Origin of the sequence: Leeuwenhoekiella blandensis MED217, assembly GCF_000152985.1 — a bacterium.
GTDB lineage: Bacteria > Bacteroidota > Bacteroidia > Flavobacteriales > Flavobacteriaceae > Leeuwenhoekiella > Leeuwenhoekiella blandensis.
The window spans coordinates 3,646,726-3,661,059 of record NZ_CH672395.1; the positions used below are offsets into that span (position 1 = coordinate 3,646,726).

General features: G+C 40.2%; 12 protein-coding genes and 1 tRNA gene. 2 read left to right on the forward strand and 11 right to left on the reverse strand.

Going from position 1 to position 14,334, the window contains the following annotated elements:
• Nucleotides 1-195: 195 nt before the first annotated feature.
• Together gldA and MED217_RS15680 are read left to right on the forward strand one after the other, a co-directional pair.
• A complete protein-coding gene (gene gldA / locus MED217_RS15675) occupies nt 196-1,089 on the forward strand; it encodes a gliding motility-associated ABC transporter ATP-binding subunit GldA (RefSeq protein WP_009781528.1) in 894 nt (297 codons plus the stop codon).
• A gap of 6 nt (nt 1,090-1,095) precedes the next feature.
• Complete coding sequence (locus MED217_RS15680) at nt 1,096-2,151, forward strand: endonuclease/exonuclease/phosphatase family protein (protein WP_009781529.1); 1,056 nt, start codon at nt 1,096-1,098, stop codon at nt 2,149-2,151.
• Between the two features lie 262 nt (nt 2,152-2,413).
• On the opposite strand, the gene MED217_RS15685 is transcribed toward MED217_RS15680, so the two are convergent.
• The 11 genes from MED217_RS15685 to nhaB form a co-directional block, all read right to left on the reverse strand.
• On the reverse strand, nt 2,414-3,676 hold the full coding sequence (locus tag MED217_RS15685; RefSeq protein WP_009781530.1) for a cation:proton antiporter: 1,263 nt from the start codon (nt 3,674-3,676) through the stop codon (nt 2,414-2,416).
• Nucleotides 3,677-3,684: 8 nt separating this feature from the next.
• Nucleotides 3,685-4,089: a VOC family protein gene (locus tag MED217_RS15690; protein WP_154648963.1), complete on the reverse strand. Its 405-nt coding sequence runs from the start codon at nt 4,087-4,089 to the stop codon at nt 3,685-3,687.
• Between the two features lie 61 nt (nt 4,090-4,150).
• A complete protein-coding gene (locus MED217_RS15695) occupies nt 4,151-6,784 on the reverse strand; it encodes an MGH1-like glycoside hydrolase domain-containing protein (RefSeq protein WP_009781532.1) in 2,634 nt (877 codons plus the stop codon).
• Nucleotides 6,777-7,595 (reverse strand): SDR family oxidoreductase, encoded by an 819-nt coding sequence (locus tag MED217_RS15700; protein WP_009781533.1) that lies wholly within the window; start codon nt 7,593-7,595, stop codon nt 6,777-6,779. Before MED217_RS15700 ends, MED217_RS15695 begins: the two co-directional genes overlap by 8 nt.
• A 280-nt stretch (nt 7,596-7,875) precedes the next feature.
• Entirely contained in the window at nt 7,876-9,171 is a 1,296-nt protein-coding gene (locus MED217_RS15705) for a serine hydrolase domain-containing protein (RefSeq protein WP_009781534.1), read from the reverse strand.
• Between the two features lie 239 nt (nt 9,172-9,410).
• Nucleotides 9,411-9,485, reverse strand: a tRNA-Val gene (locus MED217_RS15710).
• A gap of 63 nt (nt 9,486-9,548) precedes the next feature.
• The gene (locus tag MED217_RS15715; protein WP_009781535.1) at nt 9,549-10,772 is read right to left on the reverse strand and encodes a bifunctional folylpolyglutamate synthase/dihydrofolate synthase; all 1,224 of its coding nucleotides are present in this window, start codon (nt 10,770-10,772) and stop codon (nt 9,549-9,551) included.
• Nucleotides 10,772-11,605, reverse strand: coding sequence for a hypothetical protein (locus tag MED217_RS15720; RefSeq protein WP_009781536.1), 834 nt, complete (start codon nt 11,603-11,605; stop codon nt 10,772-10,774). The genes MED217_RS15715 and MED217_RS15720 overlap by 1 nt, the downstream gene beginning before the upstream one ends.
• Nucleotides 11,606-11,674: 69 nt before the next feature.
• Nucleotides 11,675-12,067 (reverse strand): ExbD/TolR family protein, encoded by a 393-nt coding sequence (locus MED217_RS15725; protein ID WP_009781537.1) that lies wholly within the window; start codon nt 12,065-12,067, stop codon nt 11,675-11,677.
• 1 nt (nt 12,068) lies between these two features.
• Complete coding sequence (locus MED217_RS15730; RefSeq protein ID WP_009781538.1) at nt 12,069-12,773, reverse strand: MotA/TolQ/ExbB proton channel family protein; 705 nt, start codon at nt 12,771-12,773, stop codon at nt 12,069-12,071.
• A 77-nt stretch (nt 12,774-12,850) separates the two neighbouring features.
• Nucleotides 12,851-14,323 (reverse strand): sodium/proton antiporter NhaB, encoded by a 1,473-nt coding sequence (gene nhaB / locus MED217_RS15735; protein ID WP_009781539.1) that lies wholly within the window; start codon nt 14,321-14,323, stop codon nt 12,851-12,853.
• Nucleotides 14,324-14,334: the final 11 nt, after the last annotated feature.

Consider the following 14,334-nt stretch of genomic DNA (forward strand, 5'->3'; position numbering starts at 1 on the left):
ATCATTATCGCCCAATGATTAAATAAAACAGAATATAACCCAAAGATTAAGGTTCTTTATTAGAAGATTTTCTACAAAGACATTCATCTTGCGCTGCGCATACTACGACATAAGTAATTTTAAGGTTTTAAAAACAGTAGGCTGAAGGCTAAATGTGTAATTTTAGACTTTAAACCTGCTCCAATTCTACATACTATGTCTATTAAGGTATCTCAGGTATCTAAATTTTACAACGACCAAAAGGCACTGGATGAAGTCTCTTTTACTGTAAACAAAGGCGAAGTCACCGGTTTCTTGGGACCAAACGGCGCAGGAAAGAGTACGATGATGAAAATCTTGACCACGTATCTCAAAGCTTCATCAGGAACGACCAGCGTAAATAACTTTTCAACCCAGGAAGAAGCTTTAGCCGTGAGACGCAGTGTGGGATATTTAGCTGAAAATAATCCGCTGTATCCTGAAATGTACATCAGAGAGTATTTAAAATTACACGCTGACTTGAACAAAGCGCCTAAGGAGCGTATTGAAACTGTAATCGAACTCACCGGATTACAACCCGAGATTTCTAAGAGAATAAAACAGCTAAGTAAAGGATATAAACAACGCGTAGGTTTGGCCGCAGCATTGATCCACGATCCTGAAGTACTTATTTTAGACGAACCCACAACCGGACTAGACCCTAATCAGCTGCGGGAAATACGCGCGCTCATAAGAACTGTAGGCAAATCAAAAACGGTCTTACTTTCTACGCATATCATGCAAGAAGTAGAAGCCGTGTGTGATCGTGTAATAATCATCAATAAAGGAAAAATCGTAGCAGATAAAAAACTGGAAGAACTCAATACCAGTACAGAGCAAATCATTGTCGTAGAATTTGATTACCGCATAGAGATCGAATTATTGCAGCAACTAGATCGTGTAGCAGAAGTAACCAATACCATTGGTTTTGTATACGAAATGACCTTTGATACCTCGCAAGATATGCGCCCGGCTATTTTTGATTTTGCTCACGATAACGGCTTAAAAATTCTCCAGCTTAATAAAAAGAATACTTCGCTTGAACAGCTTTTTCAGCAACTCACAAACTAACTCCCCATGGTTTTATATGCCTTTGCCCTCTTTTTAATTGTCATTGCCCTTCTTCCCTTAACGCAGGGTACGCATTGGATCATTAGAGGCTGGGATTTTATTCGCGTACAAACATCGGTCTTACAAATTGTGATCCTTGGCTTGATCCTAGGACTGGAATTTCCACAGAGCCCTTGGCAGTATGTTGTGTTCATCAGTCTGATCATTACGCTCGGTTTTCAGCTGTATGTAGTTTTTCCGTATACCAGCTTTTTTCCGCGGAAGCATAAAAAGCCAGATAATGCCGAAATGCTTAATAAGATAAGTCTGTTAAGCGCTAACGTTTTACAAACAAACCGGGAATACCATAAACTTATCGAGCAGGTTAACCTACACCAACCCGACCTTTTACTGGTTATGGAAACTGACAAAGGCTGGGAAAATGGCTTAAAAGAACTTGAAGAAGATTATCCTAATGTAGTGCGTGTTCCTCTTGATAATTTCTACGGAATGCATTTGTACAGCAAGTATGAACTCTCTGAAACCCAAGTAAATTATTTGGTTGAAAAAGATGTACCGTCAATTTTTACCAAAGTGCATCATGGCGGCGCGACTCCCGTAGAATTGATCTGCGTACATCCTGCACCTCCGAGTCCAACTGAAAATGAAACTTCAGAAGAACGCGATGCAGAATTATTGATCGTGGGCAAAGCTGTGCGTGTTCTAGAAGATAACCATCCTATTATTGTTTGCGGGGATTTGAACGATGTGGTTTGGTCTAGAGTAAGTAGGCTTTTTGCTAAAGTAACCGGACTCATAGACCCACGTATTGGGCGGGGATTATTTCCTACGTTTCACGCCGATTATTGGTATCTCAGATTCCCAATAGATCATTTATTTCATTCTACCAATGTTACGGTAGACACGATGCAGCGCCTTCCAAATATTGGTTCTGACCATTACCCGATGTTTTTTACCTTCTGGTTAGAAAACGGGAAACCTATTGAAACTCCAGAAGTGGAACAGGAAGTAGAACAAGAAGTTGAAGAGCGCATTGACGAAGGTTTAGAGCGTGCAGAGTAAACGACCTAACTGAGGCTCTTAAAAAAGAAAAAGCCTCCTTGCGGAGGCCAATACCAGATCAAATGTTCAATATGAACGAGTCCCTAAACCCAATCTGGCAAAATCATATTCAGGGGCTAGCACCTTAAGTACTTGTACAAAAATAAAATAATTATTATTAAAAATTATTTTAAATCTGCTAAAAATGATTTTTAATATCTACGGAAATAAAAAATGCATCTTTTACTTTTAAAAGATGCATTTTTTACAATCTAGGAAGTATTTAGTGACTTGAAGATTCTGAAACCTGACTTACCCCTAACTTTTTAATGATCGTACCTACAGAAAGCCCTTGAACCAAAATAGAGAACACCACTATAACATAGGTAATTACTAGAAATAAATCCCGATGCATTTCTTGTGTAAGACTAAGCGCTAAAGCTATAGAAATACCTCCGCGCAAACCTCCCCAAGTCATGATAACATCAGTACGCGGTACAAAATCGAGGTGTTTTTCAAAGAAATTTATAGGTAAGAGTAAAGAAATATATCTACACAAAAGCACCACAGGAATCGCTATTAAACCAGCAATCACCGCACTTAATTCAAAACTCAGCACCAAGAGTTCCATCCCGATGAGTACAAAGAGAATGGTATTTAGAAGTATATCTACCAACTCCCAAAATTTATCTACATAGGTTTCGGTAAGTTGAGACATTGTCGTCTTACGCACTGTATCATTACCTACCACCAAACCGGCAGTGACCATGGCCAGAGGCGCAGATAAATGCAATCGCTGTGCGATCACCGTACCTCCCATCACCGCCGCAAGTGTGATGATCACTTCAATATCATAATCATCTATAGATTTGAGAAGTTTGTATGCTATCCAGCCTATTGCAAGTCCTAAACCAATTCCTCCTAAAACCTCCAAACCAAAAAGCTCCAAAATATCTACCGGAGTCACCGCTTCGGTTGAACCGGCTATTTTGAAAAGCGTAAGAAAAACAACAACGCCTACACCATCATTAAAGAGAGACTCTCCAACAATTTTTGTTTCTAACTTTTTGGGCGCTCCTGCTTTTTTCAAAATCCCTAAAACTGCAATAGGATCGGTAGGCGAAATTAACGCACCAAAGAGTAAACAATAGATGAAAGCGACTTCAAAACCTAAAAGCATCAACACATAATACATCGCCCCTCCTACCAAAAAGGTCGAGGTGAGAACACCAACTGTGGCAAACACCATAACCGGCCAGCGCTGTAAGCGGAGTTGCTCAAAATTGGTATGTAAAGCTCCCGCAAAAAGCAGAAAACTAAGCATTCCGTCTAGCAGTACTTTTTCAAAATCTATACTGTTTATGATCTCCTTTTCTGCCTCTAACAGGGTATCATCATAATAACTCAATCCTAAAACCCCAAGTGTAAACAAGAGGGTAATGAGCATAATTCCTATGGTGTTAGGGAGTTTTAGAAAGCGTAAATTAATGTAGCCAAATGCCGCAGCAAGACCAACCAAAATTGCGGTTATGAGGTAAAAATCCATCCTGTACGTTATAATTTATTAGTGTTCACTTCTATCCAATACCCATCAGGATCTGTTAAGTAGATTTGTCTTACGCCGTCTGGCCTGGTATTGGTCGTATTTGCTTCGCCCGGCCAATTTTCAAAAGGAACATTGTGTTCTTTCAAGAAAGTCATAAAAGCATCCAGATCATCTACATTCAATGCCAGATGCACACCTTTGTGCGGCGTAAAATCTTCCTCACTTTCTATAAGATGAATTTGCACTTTATTATCTAGCGCAAACCATCTGAATTTAGGCCCCAGCCCAGCATTATAAATTTCAGGCAGCCCTAGAATGCTGCTATAAAACTTTGCTGATTTATCAAGGTCTTTAACCAGCAAAGCATCGTGATCTTTAGTAAACTTAAAATTTTGAGCGGTTGTAGTATTCATTGTAACAAGTGCTAGAACGAGAAGTATCGTTGATTTTATCAAAAAACCTTTAGACATAAAACTAATAAATTTCATTAATCATATTAGCGATCAAAGCAGTCCATCCCGTTTGATGAGATGCTCCAATACCTCGACCGGTATCTCCGTGAAAATACTCATAAAACATGACTAAATCTTTAAAGTGAGGATCCTTGTAAATCTCGCTGTGCTGTGCATTTACAGGACGATCTCCGTTTTCATCGGTTTGAAAAAGTGTGAGTAAGCGCTTCATCAAGTCATTGCGAATCTCATTTAAGCCTAAGATGTTGCCGCTGCCGGTAGGGTACTCGACTTCAAGATTTTTTCCGTAGTAATCTCTAAATTCTTTAATCGCTGTTACAAATAAGTAATTAAACGGCATCCAGACAGGACCACGCCAATTGGAATTACCTCCAAACATAGAAGACTCAGACTCTGCCGGCTCGTATTTAATCTCGTAATTAGTGCCGTTGATGTCTATTTTATAGGTTTCCTCGTGAATTTTTGACAAGGAACGTAGCCCGTGATCACTTAAAAATTCGTCTTTATCAAAAACTGCCTTCAACATAATCTCCACGCGCTCTTTAGGCACAAGCGCCAGAAGCAAATCAGATTCTTCTGAAAACTCCTGAATAACCTGATATTTTAGGTTTGCCTTTCTGTATTTTCTAAACCAGTTTACACTGTATTTAAAATTGGGCAGGCGGTCTAACGTTTCTTTACTGATATGCAGCACGGCGATAAGCGACATAATCCCAACGATAGAGCGTACTTTGATCGGCTGAAAACTTCCGTCTTCAAAAACCAGTTTATCATAGAAAAAGCCTTCCTCTTCATCCCACGTACCTTCGTAATCTTCATTCAGCTTATTTAAAGCTTCAGCAATAAAAATAAAATGGCCAAAAAATTTGGTCGCCATCTCCTCATATGAAGGATCTTCAAAAGCAATTTTGATACTTATCTCGAGCATATTCAGGCAATACAACGCCATCCACGAGGTACCGTCAACTTGCTCTAAATGTGCATTACCGGGAATTCCGCTACTGCGATCAAACACTCCGATATTATCAAGGCCCAAGAATCCACCTTGAAACACATTATTTTGTCTTCGATCTTCTTGATTCACCCACCACGTAAAATTGAGTGACAACTTGTTGAAGATACGTTTAAGGAAGTCAATATCCTGTTTGCCTATCGTATCCCGCTCAATCTTATAAATCTGAAGCGCTGCAAATGCCTGTGTGGGCGGATTCACATCGCTAAAATTCCATTCATAAGCCGGAATTTGCCCATTGGGCGCCATATACCACTCTTTTGTAAAAAGCAACAATTGCTTTTTTGCAAACTCGGGATCTACATACGCCATAGTGATGCAATGAAAAGCGCTATCCCAAGCAGCATACCAAGGATATTCCCACTTATCGGGCATAAGATGAATGTCGTGGTTGCGTAGCGTTTTCCAGTTACTATTTCTACCTGATTTGCGTGCTTCAGGCGGGGTAGACACTTTGGGATCACCCTTAAGCCATTGCTCCACTTCGTAGTTATAATATTGCTTTGACCATAAAAGACCGGCAAAAGCCTGGCGCTGGATCCCTTTTGCCTCCACATCTTTAATTTGATTCACGCCCTCATAAAAATCGACACATTCCTGATAACGCTGCGTAAAAAGCGTATCAAAATCTGCTGAAAAAGCATTAGTCAAGGTTTCGGTGGTTAGCCTTAATTTAAAGACTACGGTCTCTCCTCCTTTTAATTTACGCTTATAATGCGGGGCAAACTTGGTTCCTTCCTGTTTCTTTTTCGCAAGGCGAAAATCTTTATTGATGACCGCCGTATGGAAAAAATCTTTCTTATAAGGATGATCATTAGGCTGAAGATAAAGTCGCTCGTCATTGGTTTCGTTTTCTGTAAATAACAGATGATCTGGCGTCTCAAAGTAGAAATTGTAATCCCCCGTATACGGATGCTTTACATGTACCGAATTTTTATCATCTTCATTCTTTGTGATCGAAGGTTTAAACGGCATATCTCTAAAACTCCAAAAATTGCGTATCCAGAGCTGAGGAAGTACGTGCAGTTTTGCTTTTTTAGTATTGCGGTTCGTCACAGAGATCTTCACACAAATATCCTTAGGACCGGCTTTTGCATATTCTGTAACTACATCAAAATACGCGTTATTGTCAAAGACACCCGTGTCTATAAGTTCGTATTCTTCTGCTTTGCGATCGCGTTTTTGATTTTCACGCACTAAATCTCCGTAAGGAAACTTTGCCTGCGGATATTTATACAGATGCTTCATGTACGAATGCGTAGGCGTATTTTCTAAATAGTAATACTGCTCCTTCACATCTTCGCCGTGATTCCCTTCAGGGCCGGTAAGACCAAACAAGCGCTCTTTTAAAATCGCGTCGTTACCATTCCATAGCGCTAATCCAAAGCATACGTTGCAATACTTATCTGTAAAACCGGCTAAACCATCTTCTCCCCAACGATATACGCGACTACGGGCGTGATCGTGCGGAAAATAGCCCCAAGCATCTCCTTGCGGACTATAATCTTCGCGCACCGTACCCCACTGTCTTTCACTTAAATAAGGCCCCCATTGCAACCAATCTTCCTGATTGGAATAATGTGCATCAAGCCGTTTCTGTTCTTCTGTATTTTTTTTATCCATTTGTTGTAAATCCTGGATAGCACGTCATCCCCCCATCTACAAAAAGGGTCGTACCATTAATATATTCTGATTCGTCTGAAGCCAACCACGCTGCAGTACTCCCCACATCCTCCGGCACACCTAATCGCTTATACGGGATAAGCTTGAATAATTTATCTGTCGCATTCTCACTATCCCAAGCATCCTTGTTGATGTCTGTTTTGATAAATCCCGGAGCAATGCTATTGCAGCGCACTTTTAGTGGCGCATACTCTTGACAGATACTTTCCATCAACATATTAATCGCTCCTTTGGAAGCCGCATAATTGGCGTGACCTGCCCAAGGCACAATTTGGTGTACAGAACTCATATGAATGATTTTCCCCAAAGACTTTGAAACGCCCTCTCGCATTCCTCGACGCATAAACTCTTTAATAGCTTCTCTGGCGCATAAAAACTGTCCGGTTAAATTTACGTCAATTACCAGTTGCCAGTCCTTTAAGGTCATCTCGTGCAGTGCAGCGTCTTTTTGCAAACCACTATTGGCGACCAGAATATCAACAGTCCCGAATTTTTCAATAGTTTTTTTGAACATCGCTTTCACATCATCTTCTTTGCTTACATCACATTGAAATATGATTGCTTCACCACAGGTGTCGTCAGCGTTGATTTGATCTGCAACCTCTTGCGCTTCCTTTTCAGAAGAATTATAGTTCACCACAACATTGGCTCCATCTCTTCCCAGAGCGAGTGCTACAGACGCTCCTATACCCGTACTTGAGCCGGTGACAATTGCTGTTTGATTTTTGAGTCGTTCATTAGGTTTTTGCATTTTGGTTGGTTTTATCGTTCCTTAAATTAAACAAAGTATTTTAAACCTAAGTTACTGCAACCTGATGAAGTGTAAATTGCTCTTAACGTTATTTAATACTGGACGATCCTAAAAGTAACGGACTACAATCGCCAAGAATCGTCCTTTTTTTGATGCAATAGTTTAGTAAACCGGCCTATAAATTAAATTCTTAAAAAATAGCTTCAAACTAATTGTCAAATCCATAAAAAAAGCCACTCTAGGGAGTAGCTTTTATTTTAACTATTTTAACAGTATCGTATTACAAATTTACAGCCAATCTATCGGTCTCAAGTCCTTCAATTGGCGCATTCATAATTTCTTCAACGATCTTATGAAGCTCAGGAATTACTGAACTTGCTAAAGGCGTCAAACTATTAAACAATACACAAATACCTAGATCTTCTTCAGGGAAGATAGCGATCTCATTTCTAAAGTCACTTACACTCCCTCCGTGGTGAATCATTTTAGATTCGGCACCGGTTTCAGCATCAATAAACTCGTGCACACGCCATCCATAAGCGTATGACGATCTCAAGTGTCCTTTCCAGCGCTGATAGTATTTACCGGCATCAGGAATTTCGATTTCCGGCTTAAACACTTCTGACAATGTTGTAGAATCTGCGATATACTTGTTATGTCCCAGCAAAAAACGCATCCATTTACCCATATCGTCTGCACTGGCGTTTACACCACCTGCGGCTACGGCATTAAAATACTTCTTGTTCACCGGTAGACGACGCCAACCCTTCCACGTGCTTTTATGTGGAAATGCAAAATTATTTGTCCCTACCATCGCTTCATAGTCGGTTGAAGCGGTAGTCATATTCAGCGGTGTGAAAATTTTATTCTGAAGTAATTCTTGTAAGGTTTGCCCTGTGGCAGCTTGCATCATTTGACCGCTCATCGCAAACATCGCATTCTGATAACTATATACTAGTCCAGGTCTCGTATACGTATTGATCACATTAAAGCGCGCCGCGATTTTTTGTAGTGACAAGCCATCTTCTACCAGATTGGTATAACAATGATACGGAACACCGCTCGTATGTGATAGCACATTGGATAGTGTGATCGCTTGGGCGTTGTTTTTATCTTTTAAACTGAAGTTAGGCACCGCATCTATAAGCTTGTCATCCCAGTTTAAATTCCCTTCCTGAACTTCGATTCCGGCTAAAACACCTGTAAAACCTTTTGAAAGCGAGCCCAGTCTAAAAACGGTTTCTGCGTTTACCGAATCTTTTTTATAAACATTTCGTTTACCAAATCCAGATTCTAAAATAATCGAATCACCACTAACAATACTCACTCCGGCGCCTATGATCAAACGCTTTCTAATCGCATCTTTAAAATAAGAATCAACCGCTTCTTCTAAAGCTTTCTTGCGCAGTTTATAGGCATGCGCCTCTTCTTTTTGCTTAAGAACGGCTAACGGACTCAAAGCGTGAGCTTCTGATGTTTCTGAGATTGTTTGAGAATGGAACTGCGGTCTAGTAAATGCAAAAACAGCAATAAGAACTAGAAAAGTACCTACTACGAGAGATTTTCTTACGATCATTTAAATTCAGAGTCTTGAAATTCAGGGATTCAATTTTAATATTTTTTTAAGAAAAACACAAATTTATCAGCCTCCAAAGGTCTCAACCCACTCATTGCGCATAACTTAGGACAGGAAGCTTTATTTAGTAACTAGGGATTTGAGAAAATCGTATAAATGTTAATCATTTTAACATTTAACAAGAATGTTTACAGGAAAGGTATAAAACCAAAAAAGGCTTCCATTTCTGGAAGCCTTTGTGGGCGCGAAGGGATTCGAACCCCTGACCCCTTGGGTGTAAACCAAGTGCTCTGAACCAACTGAGCTACGCGCCCTTGCTGTTAGCGGATGCAAATATAAACCAATTTTTAAGTTCGCAAAGCCTTTTTTGAAAAAAATTAAATTATTTCTGCAACCACAAAAGTGCTCCCTCCCACAAACACCAGATCCTCAGTATTTGACGCGTTTTTAGCAGCTTCCAAAGCCTCTGAAATTTTTTTGAAATTTTTTCCGTGTAGATCAAATGCAGCTGCTTTTTGCTGCAAATCTTCTTCAGAAAGTCCTCTCGGCACATCCGGTTTGCTGAAATAATACGTCGCTTCTTTTGGGAATAATGGTAGAATGCTCCCTAAATCTTTATCTGAAACCACTCCTAAAACGATATGCAAGTGCTTATAAGGCTCTTCTTCCAGTTGACGCATCACATAAGTCAGGCCTTCTTTGTTGTGCCCGGTATCGCAAACTATCTTAGGATTGGATTCCTGTATAATTTGCCAGCGTCCCAACAAACCGGTATTGCTTACCACATTCTTTATCCCGACAACCAAGGCTCGATTACAAACCGTGAACGCCGTTCTTTCATTTAAAACCGCCACTGCCTGTTGCACAGTTGCTTTATTTTTTTGTTGATATGCGCCTTTGAGTTCGCTTTCTAAGTTAGTAAACTCATAATCTGAAGCATAAACTATAGGTGCATTGCTTTTCTCTGCAGCAGTGTCAAAAACGGCTGTAGTTTCCTCTTGACGTTCACCGATCACCACTGGAATATTCGGTTTAATTATTCCGGCTTTTTCTCCTGCAATTGCATTTAAGGTATCTCCTAGAAAAGCGGTGTGATCTAAACCAATGTTAGTAATCACCGATAATTCTGGCGTGATGATATTTGTTGAATCTAACCTTCCGCCGAGGCCTACTTCAATAATTGCTACATCCACTTGTTGCCTTTTAAAGTATTCAAAAGCCATCCCGACGGTAAGTTCAAAAAAAGAAAGCTGATTGGCTTCTATAAAAGACTTATGCGCTTCAACAAACTCAACAACGAAGTTTTCCTCCGCCATCTTCCCGTTGACGCGTATACGCTCTCTAAAGTCTTTTAAATGCGGTGACGTATGTAATCCCGTCTTGTAACCTGCTTCTTGCAGCACAGAAGCCAGCATATGACTCGTTGAGCCTTTACCGTTGGTTCCGCCTACGTGAATTGATTTAAAGGTGTTTTGTGGATTATTTAGATAATTGCATAGCTTGGTAATGTTACCTAAATCTTTTTTGAATGCCGAAGCGCCCTGTCGCTGAAACATAGGCAAGCGCTCAAACATATACTGCAGCGTCTGCTGATAGTTCATTATTCTGAAAGACTAAACTTATATACGATCTTACCGATTTGTCGTGAAGGTGCATCAGAGTCCGGATTGAATTTGGTAGCCAATGCAGCAGCTTTTGCAGGATCAAGCAAACACCGGCTGTTGTTGGTTGTTCCACGCACTCCTGGCGTTGCTTTGATCACATTTCCGTTACGATCTACCTCAATACTCACGACCACGATTCCGGCTTCATTACAATCTTGAACGCGTTTTGGTTTACTCAAAGCCTTACGACCGCCGAGTTGATAGTTTCCGTCGCCATCAAGACCTTTACCGTTACCGTAATAACTTGAAGCATTAGGATCGCCGTTAGGGTCTCCTTTATCTCCGGCCTGATTGTCATTACCTTCACCTCCTCGTTCTGTTCCCGAGCTTTTGGGTCCGTTTAAAATACTAGACAAAGCATCTGTAGTAGATTTATCTGGTTTAGGGTCAGGTTTTTTTGCCTCAACCGGTTTGGTTTCGGTTTTCTTAGGCTGCTCTTCAACCGGCTTTTTCTCTTCCTTTTTAGGCTCTTCTTTGATAACCGGCGCTTCTTCGGTTTCTTGCGTCACTACCTCCTCTTTCACTTCAGGTGCTTTTTCTACTTGAGGTGGTTCTGGCGTGGTGTTTCGCGGAGCAGATTCAACTGCAGCTTGCGGCTGAATATTACCTGAACCTACATCTGAAGTTCCAAAATTTATAGCAATTCCACTTTCTGGCGGTGGGTCTAGATAAGTGAGTCCGGCAAAAAACAACAAAATCAAAAACAAGGCATAGATGATGCTTGTTAATGTAAATGATTTGCGTTTATGTTTTGTATCTAAAAAGCTCAAGACGCCATAGTTTTAGGAATACTGAAATTCAAAAACCGAACCAAATGATGTATTTGATTCGGTTTTGTATTAGTTAGGCCTTACAGCCAGAACGATTTTATATTTATTGCGATTGGCAATATCCATTACCGAAACAGCTTCTTCAATAGGAACACCTTCTTCTGCTCTTAAAATAATGGTAGGCTCTTCAACCCCTGAAAGTTCACTTTTGATAAACGATTCTAAGTTGTTAGGCAAAACGCGTTCTTTATTCACATAAATATCCAGATCCTTAGTAATACTTACTGAAAGATTTTGCTGGTTACTCGTTTTTCCTTTCGCCTTTGGCAAAATAAGGTCAAGCGCATCTGGTGTAATGGCAGGAGAAGTTAGCAGAAAGAATACCAACAACAGAAATACAATATCTGTCATGGAACTCATACTAAATTCCGGACTTACTTTATTTCTTCCGCGTAGGTTCATACTAAACCGGTTCGTTTAACATATCTAAGAAATCAACCGCTGTAGCTTCCATCTGATGCACCACTTTGTCTGTGCGCACGACCAAGTGATTGTATCCAATATAGGCGATAATACCTACGATAAGACCTGCAACGGTTGTCGTCATCGCTGTATAAATACCTTCTGCAAGGTTACCCATTTCTGCCTGACCGCTGCTGGTTGCCAATTGATGAAAAGCAAGTACCATCCCGATCACCGTTCCTAAAAATCCAATCATAGGCGCAGCACCGGCAATTGTAGCCAATACACTTACGTTTTTCTCCAGACGATAGACTTCAAGACGTCCTGAGTTCTCGATTGCTGTATTGATATCTTCTAACGGACTCCCGATTCGGCTGATGCCTTTTGCGGTTAATCTTGAAACCGGACTGTTTTGCTGTGCACAAAGCACTTTTGCTGCTTCGATCTTACCGTTAGCGACGTTGTCTTTAATTTGATTCATAAAGTTGCTATCCATTCCGGATGCAGCTTTAATCGCAAATAAACGTTCAAAATAGATATAGATCGCTACAAAAAGCAGCACAAAAAGCACGAGTATAATAATCTGCCCCGGTAATCCACCGCTCATCAATAGATCAAAAAGCGATAACGTCTTTTCTACCGGTTCTTCTTCGGCAGCAAGTGATGGTAAGTTTTCAGCACCTTCTTGCAACAAGAGTGTAAGCATAGTTTTCTTAATTAGTTATGAAGTTAACGTGCAAAAGCGTTTTAAATTATATGCCTGAATATTCGTTTTATAAAATTCTATAAGAACATATACACTCCAAGCAATCCTACACCTCCTAATACAATAGTATACGGAAGTGCCATTTTTACCATTCTTCCGTAAGAAAGATTGATTAACGGAGCCAATGAGGAAGTTAATAAGAATAAAAATGCTGCCTGACCGTTAGGCGTTGCCACACTAGGAAGGTTAGTACCTGTATTGATCGCTACCGCTAAGTGATTGAATTGCTCACGGGTGATATTCCCCGCATCAAAGGCTAATTCAACTTCATTGATATATACGGTAGCCACAAATACGTTATCACTGATCATAGATAAAATTCCGTTTGCTAAGTAGAACATAGAAGGCTGGCTATCAGGATCCATCTCAAGTACATACTCAATAATCGGAGTAAACAAATGTTGGTCGTGAATCATCGCAACCACTACAAAGAATACTACTAAAAGTGCCGTAAACGGAAGCGCTTCTTCAAAAGCCTTACCTAAACTGTGCTCGTCTGTAATACCCATAAATGCCGTTTGAACTACAATTAAGAATAAACCGATAAATCCTACCGGAGCTAAGTGTAATGCCAAACTAAGAATTAAAAGAATTGCTGAAATACCTTGAATCCAAAGACCGAAGGATTCCTTTGGTGTTCTTTTCTCATCAACTTCAGCGGTATAGTTTTCTATAATAGTACGGGCTACATCAGGAAGCTTATCTCCAAAACCAAATAGTTTAGTCTTTTCAAGAATAAAGGTTGTAAGCAAACCACACACTAAAACAGGAATTGTAATTGGCGCCATACGCTCAAAAAACTCAATGAATTCCCAGCCCATTTTTTCACCGATCAATAAGTTTTGCGGTTCTCCTACCAGTGTACACACACCACCAAGAGCAGTACCTACAACACCGTGCATAATCAAACTACGTAAGAAACCTCTAAACTGCTCGAGCGTTTCCCCACTCAGCGCTTCCCTATCAGGTATGCTGTCGGCGTCATAGTCGGCGTTTTCCATTGAGTGAATTTTATGATATACACCATAGAATCCAACTGCAACACTAATCAAAACTGCGGTTACGGTTAATGCATCTAAAAAGGCTGAAAGCACTGCTGCAAGAAAAACAAACAGCATAGATAACACTACCTTAGACTTAATTTTAGTAAACACCTTGGAGAAGATGTACATCAGCATAGGCTTCATAAAGTAGATACCGGCAACCATAAATACCAGTAATAACACCACTTCTAGGTTTTGATCTACTTCTTCATACGCTGCTTCAGGACTGGTAAGCCCAAGGATCAAGGCTTCTAAAGCTAAGATACCTCCAGATTGTAAAGGATAGCATTTTAAGGCCATTGCCAGGGTAAAAATAAATTCACCTATAAAAAGCCAAGCGGTTACCATAGGTCCTAAAACATAGTAAGAGATGACATTAAATATCAAGAAAGCAATCATTGCCATCTTAAACCAGCGTGGGCTACTACCCAAAAAGTACTTTAACATTTGTATTTGTT

Coding starts and splice junctions, on each gene's coding strand:
- MED217_RS15705 (WP_009781534.1), bottom strand. CDS start 9,171: ATGATCGTAAGAAAATCTCTCGTAGTAGGTACTTTTCTAGTTCTTATT.
- nhaB (WP_009781539.1), bottom strand. CDS start 14,323: ATGTTAAAGTACTTTTTGGGTAGTAGCCCACGCTGGTTTAAGATGGCA.
- gldA (WP_009781528.1), top strand. CDS start 196: ATGTCTATTAAGGTATCTCAGGTATCTAAATTTTACAACGACCAAAAG.
- MED217_RS15690 (WP_154648963.1), bottom strand. CDS start 4,089: ATGAATACTACAACCGCTCAAAATTTTAAGTTTACTAAAGATCACGAT.
- MED217_RS15685 (WP_009781530.1), bottom strand. CDS start 3,676: ATGGATTTTTACCTCATAACCGCAATTTTGGTTGGTCTTGCTGCGGCA.
- MED217_RS15730 (WP_009781538.1), bottom strand. CDS start 12,773: ATGCTTACACTCTTGTTGCAAGAAGGTGCTGAAAACTTACCATCACTT.
- MED217_RS15715 (WP_009781535.1), bottom strand. CDS start 10,772: ATGAACTATCAGCAGACGCTGCAGTATATGTTTGAGCGCTTGCCTATG.
- MED217_RS15695 (WP_009781532.1), bottom strand. CDS start 6,784: ATGGATAAAAAAAATACAGAAGAACAGAAACGGCTTGATGCACATTAT.
- MED217_RS15700 (WP_009781533.1), bottom strand. CDS start 7,595: ATGCAAAAACCTAATGAACGACTCAAAAATCAAACAGCAATTGTCACC.
- MED217_RS15680 (WP_009781529.1), top strand. CDS start 1,096: ATGGTTTTATATGCCTTTGCCCTCTTTTTAATTGTCATTGCCCTTCTT.
- MED217_RS15725 (WP_009781537.1), bottom strand. CDS start 12,067: ATGAACCTACGCGGAAGAAATAAAGTAAGTCCGGAATTTAGTATGAGT.